Genomic DNA, 15,840 nt, shown 5'->3' on the forward strand with positions numbered 1-15,840 from the left:
ACTTAATTATGAAATAGGGAAGTTCCTCTATATATATTTTCTATTGGCAATCGTTTCTGGTTTTTTATGCAATGTAGTCTTGGCTATTTCAAAGTTTTATATTATATTTGCAAAAAATAAAAGATGAAATGAAGTATGTAAATGAAACTGTTCGTCGGAGAGACCGACTTCTGGACGAAGAGAGAGCATTGGAACTGTTGAAAGATGGAGAGTACGGTGTGCTCTCAATGGTATCAGAAAACAGTGGCTATGGCATTCCAGTGAACTTTGTTTGGAATGGTAAGAACAGTGTATATATACATTGTGCACCTGTAGGTCGTAAGTTAGAAGCATTAAAGGTAAACAATAGAGTGTCTCTTTGTATTATCGGTAATGTGAATTTGTTACCAGGAAAGTTTACTACAGAGTATGAAAGCGCTATCTTTTTTGGTACAGCACACATACAACTTAGCGATGACGAAAAGATGGAAGCATTGCATTTGCTTATTGATAAACTATCGCCAGATTTTAAAGAGATAGGCGATATGTATGCACATAAGAGCTTTCACCGTGTAGAGATAATACGTATTGACTTTACAGAGTTTAGCGGGAAACGAAAGAAAGTGCCATTGGCTGAACAGCAAGTGCGTATGGGCGACTAATTAAAGAAATCTTGAAAAGTCAGAGCACTATTTAAACATAGCGTATAGTGGTTGCTCTTGTATTACACAATATACAACTGCATTATACATAAATGTATCTCTTACATTAATCAATATATAAATGTACTATACGATAATGTATAAGGAGAGAAAATAACAAATATACGAAGAAAGGATAAGACTATAATTTGAAAACAAAAAATAACGACTTTATGAAGAACAACTTAAGAAAAGTCCTCTTCTTAACAGGTTTTGCATGTGCCGCTATTGTGGCTGCAGCAGCCTCTATACAGAAAGGAAAAAAAGGGAAATCAATGTATTCGAACCCATTAATGCAAAAAAGCGCTCTACCGTTTGGCGCACCAGACTTTAGCAAGATAAAGGATACAGACTATCTTCCAGCTATTAAAGCTGGTATAGAAGAGCAACGTGCCGAAATTAAAGCAATTGTAAACAACAAAGAAAAGCCAACTTTTAAGAATACAATATTGGCTTACGAAAAGAGTGGATTACTACTCGATAGAGTGAAAAACATATTTTTCTGTGTTACCGAAGCTAATAAAACACCCGAGATAGAAGCAGCAGAAAAGGAAGTAACACCATTACTTACAAACTTCGAGAACGAAATAAGCTTTAATCAGAAGTTTTTTGAACGTGTAAAATATGTGTACGACCATGAGCGGAAAAGCTTGAAGGGCGAAGACAAAGTGCTACTGGAAGAAATATACAAGAACTTTGTACGCTCAGGCGCATTGTTGCCAAAAGATAAAATGGCTCGTATGAAAGAAATAAACACTAAGTTAGCACAGTTGCAGCAAGACTTTGGAAATATGCTTCCTAAAGCCTCTGTAGCATCAACTGTATGGGTAAACGATGTGAAAGAACTTGCTGGACTTAGCGAAGGCGCTATTGCACAATGTAAGAAAGACGCTGAAAGTCGTGGCGGGAAAGCCCCTTATTGCATTGTTATTACTAATACCACACAACAGCCTATACTTGCTAATCTCGAAAACCGCCAACTTCGTGAACGTGTTTACAATGCTTCTATTCATCGCACCGATGGAACAGGAGAATACAACACCTTTCCTATAATTGTGGAGATTGCTAAGTTACGTGCCGAAAAGGCTCAACTTATGGGCTATAAGAATTATGCATCGTATGCCTTATCGAATGTAATGGCGAAGAATACCGATAATGTGTATGCTTTTCTTAACCAACTTATAAAGGAATACCAACCTAAGGCTGCTGCTGAAACGGCAGATATAGAGGCGTATGCGCGCAAAACACAAGGAGCCGACTTTAGTTTGCAACCTTACGATAGATTCTATTACTCTGCAAAGATGAAGAAAGAACACTTTAACTTTGCTGACGATGAAGTAAAACCATACTTCAATATCGATTCTGTTCTTATTAATGGTATTTTTTATGCTGCAAATAAGGTATATGGTTTAACTTTTAAGGAACGCAAAGACATACCTACTTATCACCCAGATATGAAGGTGTTCGATGTAATAGACAATAATGGTAAACAGTTGGCACTATTCTATTGCGATTATTTCCGTCGTCCTTCAAAGCGTGGCGGAGCGTGGATGAGTGCTTTTGCAAAGCAAAGCAAAATGCGCCAGCAGATACCTCTTATATATAATGTGTGCAATTATGCAAAGGCACCAGACGGGCAGCCTACTCTTTTAACATGGGATGAGGTGTCTACTATGTTCCATGAGTTTGGTCATGCGCTGCACGGAATGTTGTCGAACTGCTACTACAACACACTAAGTGGTACAGCTGTGGCACGCGATTTCGTGGAGATGCCATCACAATTTAACGAGAGTTTTGCAAGCATACCAGAGGTGTTCAATCATTATGCAAAACATTACAAAACCAACCAGCCTATGCCTGCCGACTTGTGCGACCGTATGTTGAAATCTATAAACTATCAGGCTGCATACGCCTTAGGCGAAAATCTTGGCGCAACGTGCGTAGATATGGCTTGGCACATGCTCGATACTAAGAATGTTCCTACTGCTACCGAAGCTAAAAACTTCGAAGTAAAGGCTCTAAACGATGTTGGATTGCTTAACAATCAAATTCCTCCACGATATTCTACATCGTATTTCAACCATGTTTGGGGAGGCGGTTACGCAGCAGGATATTATAGCTATTTGTGGTCTGAAGTATTAGCTGTTAATATTGCTGACTACTTTGCAAAGCACGGCGCATTGACCAGAAAAGTGGGCGATGACTTTAGGAATAAAGTGCTGAGTCGTGGAAATACAATGGACTTAATGGAGATATTCTCCAATTTTACGGGCCTTAAGGCACCAGATGCGTCTGGTTTGCTAAAGGCAAGGGGGTTGTGATAACTCTCTGGTAATTAATCTTTTTCATCTCTTCCGCCATTGCATTTAATTGCAGTGGCGGTTTTTTGTGTATTGTTTAATACAATGTGGTCATTAAGCCCATACAAAACAATAAACAACCCTACAGCGTAACCATTTATATTGCATATTCTTTATGTGCGAATAAGTGGAATATGCCTCCAAATGCAGTTGGGAATGTATTGCCAAAAGAAGGTAAGAATGTGCCAACGGGTGTCTATAACACAAATGTGTTTATGTTTTTTAATGGCTTTCATAATGCGGTGTGCAACATATTTGGTTGTCATTAGCATAGGAAAATGAGCAGCACCAGCGAGTAGGGGAGTATCAACAAAGCCTGGTCGGATATCTGTAAAGCATATATTCTGATGCTTTGTAATAGCCAATTGTTCCAGAGCCTGAATATAAACATTCTGCAAAGCCTTTGTTGCGCTATATGCTGGAGCCACACCAAGTCCCTTTATTCCTGCAATTGAAGTGATACAGGCAATATGTCCGCCACCATTCTCAGTAAAGTATCGATATGCCGCACCCACCATTCGTGTAAATGCTGTGGCGTTGGTTTCCATTGTTTTAATTTCTTTGTCGGGGTCTAAAGTTGTGTTTTGCCACCCTATTCCTGCTGAGTGAAAGTAAAGATTTAACCCTCCTATGCGCTCAATAAGTTGGCGAAAGTTTGTTTCGGCGTTGTTGTCAGTAACATCAATTTTAGCAACAACCACACGTTCGGGAGCAACATTTTGTAAGTCGGCTAATTTGTCGATATGCCGTGCAGCCACACCTACAGTCCACCCATCGGCAATAAGCAGTTGTGCAACTTCGTGCCCAATGCCACTACTGGCACCCATAACAATAGCCCTTTTCATTTACCACCCCTTTCTATTAGCTGGTTAAGCCTATCATTGCATATAAGTTTAGGTGCTGCCTTACCAGCTAACACCATTATTTTCTTACCATTTCGGTAAATGTGCAACTGCCGAGAGCGAACAACGGCACTAAGTTCTTCGTCTTTTTGTATTGCTTCCCAAACAGAATGGTATATGCCATCAGCCTCAAACAGCTTCTTTTTAAGGTGAGAGCACATATTTGTAGTATCTATATTTGTCATAAATGCATATTCTTTTGTATTTCAAAAAACAGATGCTTTGTAAGCTGTTTTGTTGTATAAGGTTCTAAATTTCAATATAGCAGCGTTCTACAACTTTTTAAATACTTCGCTATTATTGTTTCTTTTCAATACTCGTAAAACATTGCATCACGTTTCTTGTGCGTCTGTTCCAGTATATTTCCGAGCAATATATTGGTATGCTTTAATAGTGTTAGTAAAACGCCTGCAATATGTTTGTTTTTAATTTTCTCTTTGTTGCAAAGATAGCAAATAGCTCTGAAACAAGCAAATTTAATATTGTTAATAGATATCAACGAAACGATGAATATTTTTTGTTTATTCCTGTTTCGAGCAATACGAAAAAAACAGATATCTGAAACGATTGCGACAGATATCTGAAACGCACACGACAGATATCTGAAACGCACACGACAGATATCTGAAACGTTCGTTATAGATATCTAATTTGCACATAGCAGTTTTCGCCTTTCTTAATGTAAGCATTTTACGCTTATCATTATAGGCTACTAACGTGTAAAAGTTGCTGAAAAGAAGGCTTAGAAGGCTGCACCTAATTTTGGTTCCGAAGGGGGTGTAACAGCTATATGTTGGTGTAAATTCTTAAACATTTGTAGCCTATGATACCAATGCGCAGAACGTTTGTTTTTGCGCATTGGTTTGTTGTTTACAGTAGGTGTACTGCTGCAATGCGTTCTTAAAACCGCAACCCGACTTATCTTGTTAATGCTATCAAAATCTGTTTTCTATGTCTTCTGTCAATTCAGATATGCGCAACGAAGATTTATCTTTACCATTCGAGAACTTATAAGAGATTGAAAAATAGAGCGTTGGATAATCGTATTGGTTATTAAACGATATAGTATAGCCCTGACGATAGCTAACTCCTTTATATCTTGACGATAAGAGGTTTAGCCCTGAAACAGTAAGCGACAAGCGTCTGTTCAGCAAAAAATAGCTCATTCCAATGCCTAAATCGTATAGCGGTTCTATAGTGGCTGCAGTTGTTTGTTTGCGTCCCGTATATCTTTCACATCTACAGAGAACCCATCTGGTTGCGTGCGCACGTGAACAATTTTTCCTTGTACAACAACAGTTTGTAGTTCTTGGGTGGTTTCTTCTAAAACAATAGAGCCAACATTGTTATTTCCTTCCGTAACGTTTATTTTTTGTCCATGCAGAGCATAACCCACATAGCTTACTCCTAAAACATAATCGCCTGCGGGAACAGTAATTGAAAACCTACCATTGTCGTCGGTTATGGTATGTTGATAGATGTCTTGTGTAGACATATCTTTAATTAAGAAAACAGAAGCTCCAGCTAAAGTGCCTTTACTATCTTTCACTTCGCCCGAAATAACACTGCTACTATTTTGTGCCGATAGCATAGCAATATTTAAAAATACTGACACTACGAATAATAAAAGTCTTTTCATATAAAATAGGTTGATGGGTTATTGTATTTATATTGTCGTACACGTTGTTTTATTCCGTATTAGTAGAACATGGGTTGCAAGTAATTCATTGTATAATACTAAACAATTCTTGTCTACATAAGATGTAACTATGATTTGCTACAAAGTTAAGAAATAACGCTGATAACACAAAGAGTAATTCTTTTTTTTTACAATTGGCTAAATTTTAGCAAACAGACTATTACTATTAGCTTACTGTTTATGCATTGTTACTTTTTCACCTTATATATATAGTAGGCACATAGCATAGCAAGTGCTATGAGAGGAGAGTTTTTTTATGCGATATAACCCCACAGCGTGTGTTATGATACAAATAAGGCACTACCCTTTAATTTTAAAGCCTCTGAAAGTATAGTAAAATAAGGCATCGCGGAGGTAGCTACAAAACTACCCACAAACAGTTTGTAATTTTCTTGCAATCGCTTGTTTTATGTTGTACCTTTGCAAACGTAATCAAGATAAACAATATAACAAAACAGAGGGTTAAAGCTCCTAACCTCTAATCTATTAACCAACTTGGAGCATAGTTTTATTTTATGACAAATAGACCATTAACATTTGTGCTCACAGAGCGCAAGTCTACCCTTGGTAAATTAAAGGGTAAAGTAGTTATTCAGGCACGTCCCACCGGACGTAAGCGAGTTCATCATCGCAGTTTTTGCACAGAAGTGGCGCATGGCACAACCTTTTCGGGTGCCGAAGTAGAGGCAGTTTTACGCCTTGCCGCTGAAATAGCAAAACGACACGTGGAGAACGGCGACATAGTAGATTTTGGCGATATTGGAATGCTAACACCATCGTTCAGAAGTAAACTTGTTGATAAGGAGAAAGAAACCTTTAACGCAAACCTCCACATTACAAAACCTAAGGTGCGTTTGTTGCCTTCTCGTAAGTATTTTACACTTACCGATGTAAGCTACGAACGTGTAAAGGTTGGCGACAAGAAAGACGAGAAAACCAAACCAAATTCAGGTTCTGATCCATCGCAACACCCATAAAATGTTGTAGAACCTAAACAATTGTAGTGCCGACACCGATGCGTGAAACGTTTGTTTTCACGCATCGTTTTCGTCAGAATATACGTGTGCTAATGAGTTCGGTTTAAACAAGCATTTGTCGCTCACAATTCATATATTAGAAAATAAAAAGAGCTGAAACTACACTTAGCAGGTTTCAGCTCCTTTTGTTTGTTATAAGTACTATTGGAATCTCTAACCAAATTGTTTTATTAGAATGGTAGGTCGTCGGCATCGCTACCCGATGTAGTAGGAGGGAATGGAGCCTGACTACCGCCTGCAGGTGCTTGTGTTCCTTGAGTTGGTGTAGCTGAAGCAGGTGATCCTGCAGCTTGTACAGCCGCTGCGTCTACTCTCTGAATATTCCAAGCACGAATATTGTTGAACCATCTACCTTGATATTCGTGTGCATCGACATCGAAGCTGACGATGATTTCTTCGCCTGCTTTTATTGCGAATTGGTCTATACGGTCGGCACCAAATATATCGAATACCATCTTTTTAGGATATTGGTCGTGGGTTTCTATTACATACTGTTGTGATTTCCATGGTCCACGTGCTGATGTTCCTTCGCGTGGTTCCATTACAACGATAACTCTACCTTGTAGTTCCATGTTATATATTTTGCAGTTTTATTAATAAAATTGTTTTTTTATATCACACTATTTTAAAGTAGGCATACAACTCTGTTAGACTGTTTAACACCAACTGTTGCCCATTAGTATTATATCTGCGAAATTACTAAAATAGTTCTAAAAACAGAAACTTTTAGCTTTAAATTTTGTCTTTCACACAGTTTTTTCGTATTTTTGTACGATGAAGAGCGAATTTTGAGAATATCCATAACGTCTCTTTAGTCGTATTTGGTGCGGCAAAAGAATATGAATTACAATTAAAAATATATAGAACTAATGAGATTTACCATTTCAAGCACTGCCCTAAGTAGCAGGTTACTGTCGCTTTCGCGTGTTATTAACAGCAAGAACACGTTACCAATATTAAACTGTTTTGTATTTGAAGTACAGAACGGACAGCTTACAATTACTGCATCAGATAGCGAAAATGTTGTCTGTATGTCAATGAACCTTGATTCGCTTGAGGGTGAAGGAAAGTTTGCTGTAAACAACCAAAACATTCTTGATGCTGTAAAGGAATTGCCCGAACAGCCATTGACGATAGACGTAAATATGGACGAGCATACTATTTATGTTAGCTATCAGAACGGTTCGTATAACTTTCCTGTTATAGAAGCTGACGACTTTCCAATACCTCAGCCGCTCTCAACCGATAAGATTACTATTACGCTGAGTGCAGAAATCTTAATTGATAATATTACACGTTCGTTATTTGCAACAGCACAAGACGAACTACACCCTGTAATGAATGGTATCTACTTTGATTTGAAGCCAGACGGATTGGCAGTAGTAGCTACCGATGGACATAAGTTGGTGCGCAACAGAGTATTCTCTGTAACGAACGAAGTTCCTGCATCATTCATATTACCAAAGAAACCAGCTACTTTGTTAAAGGGATTTATTTCAAAAGATAGTAGCGATGTAGTTATTAGTTTTGATGCTCGCTCTGCTGAAATTTCTTTTGGTGAGGGTAATTTAATTTGCCGACTTATTGACGGGAAATATCCTAACTATAATAGTGTAATTCCAGAAAATAATCCATATCAGATTATAATAGACCGCAAATCGTTCATTGGTGCAGTTCGTCGTGTGTTACCATTTGCAAGCGATTCTTCGCAATTGGTTCGCTTCCATATTGCAAACGGACAATTAGACTTGAGTGCCGAAGATATAGACTTCTCTACAAGTGCAAAAGAAAGTATGACTTGTACGTACGAAGGAAATCCAATGAGCATAGGTTTTAAAGGTAGTTCTATCTTAGAAATATTAAATAATTTGCAGAGCGACGAAGTAAACATACAATTGGCTGACCCCTCACGAGCAGGTATTATTGTGCCAGCCGAGCAACCAGAAGGCGAAAACGTGCTAATGCTTGTTATGCCTGTATTGCTCAACGATTAATTAAATTTGATAATAGATGTGGGCAGATTTTACATTAAGTCTGCCCACATACATTATAATATATATATCCCCCATATACATTATATAATATATAGTACAGAGAATGTCATTAAATTTAAAGAAGCCATTAATTGTCTTCGATCTTGAAACGACTGGTCTTGACTTAGTAAAAGATCGCATTATACAATTGTCGTACATAAAGATTTCGCCCAATGGGAACGAAGAAAGAGAAAACTTTTATATTAACCCAGAAAAAGAAATACCACACGAAGTGGAAGAACTTACGGGCATAACAAACGAAGATGTAGCTAATGCACCAACATTTAAAGAGAAAGCTGCTGAACTGGCTAATAAGTTTAAGGGCTGCGATTTTGCTGGTTTTAACTCTAATCGTTTCGACATTCCTCTATTGGCAGAAGAATTTTTAAGAGCTGGCGTTGATTTCGATTTCTCAAAATGCCGCCTTATAGATGCACAAAACATTTATCACAAGATGGAACGACGCAATCTTGCTGCAGCATACGAGTATTATTGTGGGAGAAAGATGGAAGATGACTTTGCGGCTCATAGGGCTGACGAAGATACCGAAGCAACATGGCGCGTTTTGCAGGGACAAGTAAATATGTACTCTGAAGAAAATCAAACTAATCCAGAGCGTATATTAAAAAACGATATGGACGAACTGGCTGAGTTTTCGCGAATGAACGATAATGTAGACTTTGCAGGACGTATAGTTTGGAAAGACGTAACCGACAAAGATGGTAACGTGTTGCTCGATGAAAATGGTAAACCTCGTCGCCACGAAGTGTTCAATTTTGGGAAGTATCGTGGTTGGGACGTTGCAGAGGTATTGCACAGAGATCCAGGCTTCTATAGTTGGATGCTTGCAAGCGACTTTACTTATAATACAAAACAAGTGCTCACACGTATTCGCCTCCGCGAATTCAACAACCGATAACTATGTTGAAAGGAAAAAGAATAGTTCTGGGCATCACAGGGTCTATTGCTGCCTACAAGAGTTGCCTTATTATTCGGCAACTTGTTAAACAAGGAGCCGAAGTTCAGGTGGTTATAACTCCCAGTGGAAAAGAATTTATTACCCCCATTACATTGTCGGCACTCACACAAAAGCCAGTCATAAGCGATTTCTTTTCTCAGCGTGATGGCACGTGGCATTCGCACGTTGATTTAGGTTTATGGGCTGATGCTATGCTGATAGCCCCTTGCACTGCAGCAACATTGGGAAAAATGTGCCATGGCATTGCCGACAATATGCTTGTTACCACCTATTTATCAATGAAAGCTCCTGTATTTGTTGCTCCGGCAATGGACCTCGATATGTACAAACACCCTGCAACGCAAGAGAACATAAATATATTGAAGAGTAGGGGAAACTACATAATAGAGGCTGCGAGTGGCTTCTTGGCAAGTGGTTTGGAAGGTAAAGGCAGAATGGAAGAGCCTGAAACTATTGTAGCTTGTTTAGAGCAATATTTTAATAATGCTATAGATGAAAAACACGATTTAAACGGAAAACATATTCTAATAACTGCAGGACCAACATACGAAAAGATAGATCCTGTGCGTTTTATAGGCAACTACTCGTCTGGAAAGATGGGCTTTGCGCTTGCTGAAGAATGTTACAAACGTGGCGCAAATGTTACACTTGTGGCTGGTCCTGTTCACATAACGTGTTCGGAAGGTATAAACCGCATAGATGTAGAGAGCTGCGAACAAATGTATGCAGCGTGCACACAAGTATTTCCAAATGCAGATGCTGCTATCTTGTGTGCTGCTGTATCCGACTTTAAACCGATGCGTTTCTCCGATACGAAAATAAAGCGCGAAAAGGATAATCTGCACATTGAATTACAGCCTACGCACGATATAGCTGCTACATTGGGACAACAAAAAACACCCCAGCAACGTATTGTGGCATTCGCTTTGGAAACCAACAACGAAGAGGCTAATGCATTAGCAAAATTAGAGAGAAAGAACGCCGACTTTATTGTGCTAAACTCTACACGAAATGTTGGTACAACTTTCCAGTCGGACGACAATCAGATAACGATTATTTCGAAAAGAGAAAAGAAAGAGTATGAAAAGAAATGCAAACGGTTGGTGGCTCACGACATTATTAATGAGTTGGTTTCTATTCTTTAGCAACACCACTGTAGCGCAAGAACTACAAGCCAAAATAACCATCAACCATAATCAAATACAAGGAACCGATAAGTCGGTATTCGAAAATTTGCAACAAACTCTCGAACAGTTTGTAAACGAACGTCAATGGACTAATCTTAAGTTCCAGAAGAACGAAAGAATTGTTTGTAACTTTAATATCACAGTAACTAAGTACGATGCAAGCAACAACGCATTTACTTGCACTGCACTTATACAAGCAAACCGACCTGTGTATAACTCCGCATACACATCTACTTTGTTTAATTTTAAAGACGGAGACTTCAATTTTGAGTTTGCTCAGTTCGACCAGATTGAGTTCAACGAGGAAACTATCAACAATCAGCTTACTGCTCTTTTTGCGTATTATGCCTATCTCATTATAGGGATAGACCTCGACTCGTTTTCACCAATGGGTGGCGACGACGTACTACAGCGTTGCATGAATCTTACCAACAATGCGCAGAACTTAAGTTTCACGGGCTGGAAAGCATTCGAAAATTCAAAAAACAGATTTGCCATTATCAACGATTATATTGATGGAGGAATGAAACCATTCCGACAGCTGCAATACGACTACTATCGCACAGGATTAGACGAAATGGCAAACAGTGTGGAACGAGGCAGAACCAACATAACTACTGCTTTGCAAAACGACTTGAAAAAAGCACACGAAGATAAACCTATGAGTATGTGGCCTCAAATTTGGACAGACTATAAGAAAGACGAATTGGCGAATATATACAACAAAAAAGGGACACAAAAAGAAAAAGAATCGGTCTACGACATTCTTTTTAGCATTAACGCTAGTCAGAATGCTACGTGGGACAAGATTAAACAATAATACAAAAACAATATGCTGAAGCATCTATATATAAAGAATTTTACGTTAATAGACCAATTGGATATCGACTTCTACAATGGATTTTCTGTAATAAGTGGCGAAACTGGAGCAGGAAAAAGTATTATTCTTGGAGCCATTGGATTGCTGTTGGGTAATAGGGCTGATAGCAAACAAATAAAACAAGGTGAAAAGAAATGCGTAATAGAAGCAACATTCTCTTTAACTAAAAATGCTTTCGAAGACTTCTTTGCCGAAAACAATATCGATTTCGATTCTAACGAAACTATTCTACGACGAGAAATTAGCAGCAACGGAAAGTCGCGTGCATTTATTAACGACACACCTGTGCCGCTTAACTTAATGCGCGAATTGGGCGACCAACTTGTGGATATACATTCGCAACACCAAAACTTGCTATTGCAAAAAGAAGATTTCCAGCTGAATGTTATAGATATTTTGGCAGATAACGATAAAGAACGCATTGCTTACGCAACCTCCTTTAAAGCGTATAAAGATGCCGAACGCAAATTGGCAGAAATTAAAAAACAATTGAAAGAGAGTTCGGAAAACGAAGAATTTACACGCTTCCAGTATGAAGAAATTGCAAGTGCAAACTTACAAGATGGACTACAAGAGGAGTTGGAAGCTGAGGCTAAAACTCTTACGCACGCAGAAGATATTAAGTCGTCGCTGTTTAGTGCAGACAATCTCTTGAATGGCGAGGAAACTGGTGCCGTACAACAATTAAGGTCTGCTACCGACAATTTGGCTAATATAACAGCTGTTTTCCCGAAAGCTAACGAACTGAATACACGTTTAGACTCCGTGTATATTGAGATAAAAGACATTGCAGAGGAAGTTAGCAGAGCTGCTGCCGATATTGATTTCGATCCCAACAGATTAGATTTTATCAACGAACAGTTAGATAAGATATACCATCTCGAAAAGAAATTCCACGTAGAAACTATTGCCGAATTACTCGAAATACAAGCCAACTTGAAACTTAAGTTGGACAGTATAGACAACAGCGACGAATTGCTGAAAGATGCCGAACAAACGCTTGTTGCAAAACAAACCGACTGTGCAAAACAAGCGGCTATACTAACCAAAGGACGAGAAAAAACTGCAAAAACTATTCAGAAAGAAATGAAAGAAAAACTCATACCAATGGGCATTCCCAATGTGCAGTTCGATATACAGTTCGAGGCGAAGCCACTTGCTGACGATGGAGCAGACAAGGTGCAATTTCTTTTCTCTGCAAATCGCAACAGTCCGTTGCAACCCATAGCACAAGTTGCATCGGGTGGCGAAATAGCGCGTGTAATGCTGTCGCTTAAAGCTATGATAAGTGGAGCGGTTAAACTTCCTACCATTATTTTCGATGAGATAGATACTGGCGTTAGTGGAAAAATTGCACAGCAAATGGCATTTGTTATGCGCCAAATGGGTAGCAACAATAAACAAGTTATTTCTATTACCCACCTACCACAAATAGCTGCTTTGGGCACAACGCACTATAAGGTAGAGAAACACGACTCTGCTACTGGAACTACCAGCAAATTGCGCAAGCTAACAAGCGAAGAACGTGTTGCAGAAATAGCACAAATGTTGTCTGGTTCTGACGTGTCAGAGGCTGCACTACAGAATGCACGCGAACTAATAAACAGTAATCAACCATCGTAAACGAATATAAAAGTATGAAACCAATAAAAATATTCTCTATTCTTCTAATGCTCTGTCTGGGCATTGCCACTGCAGCAACAGCACAACCAGCGGCTGTAAAAAAGGCTGCAAACACAACCTTTACTCTCACCACCTTCGATGCAAAAGGTTCCATTCTCTCCACGTCTAATGGTGTTTTCGTCTCAAACAATGGCATTTGTGTTAGCACATGGAAACCTTTTGTGGGGGCTATGAAAGCTGAAGTTACCGATAACAACGGACAAAAATATAGTGTGGAAACAATATTGGGAGCAAACGAGCTTTACGATGTGGCAAAGTTTAAGATAACAGCCAAAACTAATGCTGCTCTGTTTGCACCATCGGTTGTTGCCAATTCAGCTGCATGGATTGTTATGCCCTCACAAGCTGGCGCCCCTATAAAAGCTAATATAGATAAGGTGGAAAAATTTATGACGAAGTATAACTACTGTGTGCTTTCCACAACTGCCTCTGAAAAATATAACGGGGCACCGGTGCTGAACGATAAAGGACAAATAGTAGGCATTTACAATAGCAACGGAACTCTGCAAAGTGCTACCGATGCAAAATATGCCAACGACTTTGTGCTAACTGGTCTTTCTCAAAACGATCCTACGCTCTTACAGTCTGGAATTAGAATAGCATTACCGCAACAGCCCGACGAGGCTATTATTGCATTAATGTTGTCTGCAACAAAAATAGAGTCGCTCAGAATGGCTACCATTAACGATTTTCTGCAAAAGTTTCCTACGCTGAATAATGGTTACGTTACATTGGCTACTAAACTTTTAGCAAATGGAGAGGTTGCCGAAGCTGATAAGACATTGCAACAAGCTATAGCTAAAACTACTGCTAAAGACGAAGCACACTATAACTATGGTAGACTAATTTTTCAGGGTGTAACAACGGCTGCCATCGCCGATAAGGCAAAAGCACAAGGCTGGACTTTAGATAAGGCTATGAACGAGGCTAACGAGGCTTATAAACTTAATCCTGCTCCTGTATACAAACATCTTCAGGCTCAAATTGTTTACACAAAAGGCAATTACCAACAAGCATATACCGACTTCGAAGCGCTTACAAATACGCCTATTAAAAATCCCGAACTATACTTAGAAATGGCGCAATGCCAAGAAAAACTTAATGCAAGCAACGAGGCTGTTCTTGCATTGCTGAACCAATGTGTTGAACTATGCGACACGCCATATATGGAAACATCGTCTCCTTATTTCTTGGCGCGCGCACAGCAATTTAACAAAATGGGAAAGTATCGCGATGCTATGAAAGACCTCTATGTGTACGAATATCTTAATCAAGGCACTTTAGAGGCTGATTTCTACTATTTGCGCGAACAGATAGAAGTAAAGGGAAAGTTGTGGCAACAAGCTCTACAAGATATTCTGATAGCTGCTCGACTCGATCCGGCTGAACCTATCTACTGCGCCGAAGCGGCTAATTTGCTGCTACGACTAAACAAGTTAGACGAGGCTATTATTGCTGCCAAACAAGCAATTGCTTTAAAAGACGACTATGCAGAGGCTTATCTTGTTCTTGGCATTGCACAGTGTAAAAACAATCAGAAACAGGAGGGTATTGCCAATATCGAAAAAGCGAAGAACTTAGGAAATACGCAAGCCGACTCGTTCCTTAATCAGTTTAAGTAGAATGTGTAGACTGCTCTGTTTGTCTGCCTTTATTGTACGAAACTTAATATATAACGCACTACACACACACCTTACTGTATGTGGCTTGCAGCTTATAACTGTTGGTTTTGCCCTATACGTAAATCTGTTAATAGGTACGAATAAAGAGGCGCGAACTAAAAAACTTTACTATTCTTTTGGTGAAAACGAATAAAAGCCGTACTTTTGCAGCCGAATTGTTGGTTCCGTAGCTCAGTTGGATTAGAGCAACAGCCTTCTAAGCTGTGGGTCTTGGGTTCGAACCCCAACGGAATCACTTTTTGAAAAGTGCTTAATTACCTTATAATTAGGCTCTTTTTAAAATAAAAGACATACAGCCGTTGAATATCAACGAATAAAAAAAACTTGTTTTCTGTCCAAATTTGGACGTATAAGCGAACATTTTTTATTCGTTTTCTAAATTTTAAAACAATGGCAACAATAAAATTAGCTTTGTTAAAGCACACGCAAGCAAAAGATGGCACGTATAAAATACGTATTGCCGTAGGACATAAGAATACCACACACTACATCATTACAAAATATAACGGCTCAGTAGGAAAACGGGGTCAGTCCTAAAACCCAGTTGCAAGTCTATACTCTTAAGCATATAATTTCATAAGTAGTCCACCCTTAAAAGCCTAATATTCCTCTGATTCATAGTATATTATGCTATAAATTATTTGCAAATATCTGCAAGTTTTTGTACCTTTACACTATAATTCTTGCAGATATTTATGCTTAAACGTACATCTAAACA

15 protein-coding genes and 1 tRNA gene are annotated in these 15,840 nt (G+C 38.9%); 11 read left to right on the top strand and 5 right to left on the bottom strand.

Features of this window, described 5'->3' with window-relative positions:
- Window positions 1–128: 128 nt before the first annotated feature.
- Window positions 129–641: a pyridoxamine 5'-phosphate oxidase family protein gene (locus tag HMPREF9144_RS10425; RefSeq protein WP_040595765.1), complete on the top strand. Its 513-nt coding sequence runs from the start codon at window positions 129–131 to the stop codon at window positions 639–641.
- Window positions 642–853: 212 nt separating this feature from the next.
- Window positions 854–3,001, top strand: a complete 2,148-nt coding sequence (locus HMPREF9144_RS10430; protein WP_006046020.1) for a M3 family metallopeptidase — start codon at window positions 854–856, stop codon at window positions 2,999–3,001.
- A gap of 152 nt (window positions 3,002–3,153) precedes the next feature.
- Here the strand turns inward: HMPREF9144_RS10430 and HMPREF9144_RS10435 are convergent, their stop codons facing one another.
- The 4 genes from HMPREF9144_RS10435 to HMPREF9144_RS10450 form a co-directional block, all read right to left on the bottom strand.
- A complete protein-coding gene (locus HMPREF9144_RS10435; RefSeq protein WP_006046021.1) occupies window positions 3,154–3,885 on the bottom strand; it encodes an SDR family NAD(P)-dependent oxidoreductase in 732 nt (243 codons plus the stop codon).
- Complete coding sequence (locus tag HMPREF9144_RS10440; protein ID WP_006046022.1) at window positions 3,882–4,127, bottom strand: hypothetical protein; 246 nt, start codon at window positions 4,125–4,127, stop codon at window positions 3,882–3,884. The genes HMPREF9144_RS10435 and HMPREF9144_RS10440 overlap by 4 nt, the downstream gene beginning before the upstream one ends.
- Window positions 4,128–4,877: 750 nt before the next feature.
- Window positions 4,878–5,138: an outer membrane beta-barrel protein gene (locus HMPREF9144_RS10445; RefSeq protein ID WP_112317047.1), complete on the bottom strand. Its 261-nt coding sequence runs from the start codon at window positions 5,136–5,138 to the stop codon at window positions 4,878–4,880.
- On the bottom strand, window positions 5,135–5,581 hold the full coding sequence (locus HMPREF9144_RS10450; RefSeq protein ID WP_006046025.1) for a carboxypeptidase-like regulatory domain-containing protein: 447 nt from the start codon (window positions 5,579–5,581) through the stop codon (window positions 5,135–5,137). The genes HMPREF9144_RS10445 and HMPREF9144_RS10450 overlap by 4 nt, the downstream gene beginning before the upstream one ends.
- Before the next feature lie 575 nt (window positions 5,582–6,156).
- Between HMPREF9144_RS10450 and HMPREF9144_RS10455 the strand changes: the two genes are divergently transcribed.
- Window positions 6,157–6,618, top strand: a complete 462-nt coding sequence (locus HMPREF9144_RS10455; protein WP_006046026.1) for an HU family DNA-binding protein — start codon at window positions 6,157–6,159, stop codon at window positions 6,616–6,618.
- A 230-nt stretch (window positions 6,619–6,848) separates the two neighbouring features.
- Here the strand turns inward: HMPREF9144_RS10455 and HMPREF9144_RS10460 are convergent, their stop codons facing one another.
- The gene (locus HMPREF9144_RS10460; protein ID WP_006046027.1) at window positions 6,849–7,250 is read right to left on the bottom strand and encodes a DUF3127 domain-containing protein; all 402 of its coding nucleotides are present in this window, start codon (window positions 7,248–7,250) and stop codon (window positions 6,849–6,851) included.
- A gap of 297 nt (window positions 7,251–7,547) precedes the next feature.
- Between HMPREF9144_RS10460 and dnaN the strand changes: the two genes are divergently transcribed.
- The 8 genes from dnaN (at window position 7,548) to HMPREF9144_RS13370 (ending at window position 15,659) form a co-directional block, all read left to right on the top strand.
- Complete coding sequence (gene dnaN / locus HMPREF9144_RS10465) at window positions 7,548–8,672, top strand: DNA polymerase III subunit beta (RefSeq protein ID WP_006046028.1); 1,125 nt, start codon at window positions 7,548–7,550, stop codon at window positions 8,670–8,672.
- A 103-nt stretch (window positions 8,673–8,775) separates the two neighbouring features.
- Complete coding sequence (locus tag HMPREF9144_RS10470; RefSeq protein WP_006046029.1) at window positions 8,776–9,630, top strand: 3'-5' exonuclease; 855 nt, start codon at window positions 8,776–8,778, stop codon at window positions 9,628–9,630.
- A 2-nt stretch (window positions 9,631–9,632) separates the two neighbouring features.
- A complete protein-coding gene (gene coaBC / locus HMPREF9144_RS10475) occupies window positions 9,633–10,835 on the top strand; it encodes a bifunctional phosphopantothenoylcysteine decarboxylase/phosphopantothenate--cysteine ligase CoaBC (protein ID WP_006046030.1) in 1,203 nt (400 codons plus the stop codon).
- A complete protein-coding gene (porD, locus tag HMPREF9144_RS10480) occupies window positions 10,813–11,697 on the top strand; it encodes a type IX secretion system protein PorD (protein WP_006046031.1) in 885 nt (294 codons plus the stop codon). Before coaBC ends, porD begins: the two co-directional genes overlap by 23 nt.
- Before the next feature lie 12 nt (window positions 11,698–11,709).
- Window positions 11,710–13,380: a DNA repair protein RecN gene (recN, locus tag HMPREF9144_RS10485; RefSeq protein ID WP_006046032.1), complete on the top strand. Its 1,671-nt coding sequence runs from the start codon at window positions 11,710–11,712 to the stop codon at window positions 13,378–13,380.
- Between the two features lie 14 nt (window positions 13,381–13,394).
- Window positions 13,395–15,062: a serine protease gene (locus tag HMPREF9144_RS10490; RefSeq protein WP_006046033.1), complete on the top strand. Its 1,668-nt coding sequence runs from the start codon at window positions 13,395–13,397 to the stop codon at window positions 15,060–15,062.
- Window positions 15,063–15,282: 220 nt separating this feature from the next.
- Window positions 15,283–15,357, top strand: a tRNA-Arg gene (locus HMPREF9144_RS10495).
- Window positions 15,358–15,512: 155 nt separating this feature from the next.
- The gene (locus HMPREF9144_RS13370) at window positions 15,513–15,659 is read left to right on the top strand and encodes a hypothetical protein (RefSeq protein WP_006046035.1); all 147 of its coding nucleotides are present in this window, start codon (window positions 15,513–15,515) and stop codon (window positions 15,657–15,659) included.
- Window positions 15,660–15,840 lie beyond the last annotated feature (181 nt).

Source organism: Prevotella pallens ATCC 700821 (genome assembly GCF_000220255.1).
Taxonomy (GTDB): Bacteria; Bacteroidota; Bacteroidia; order Bacteroidales; family Bacteroidaceae; genus Prevotella; species Prevotella pallens.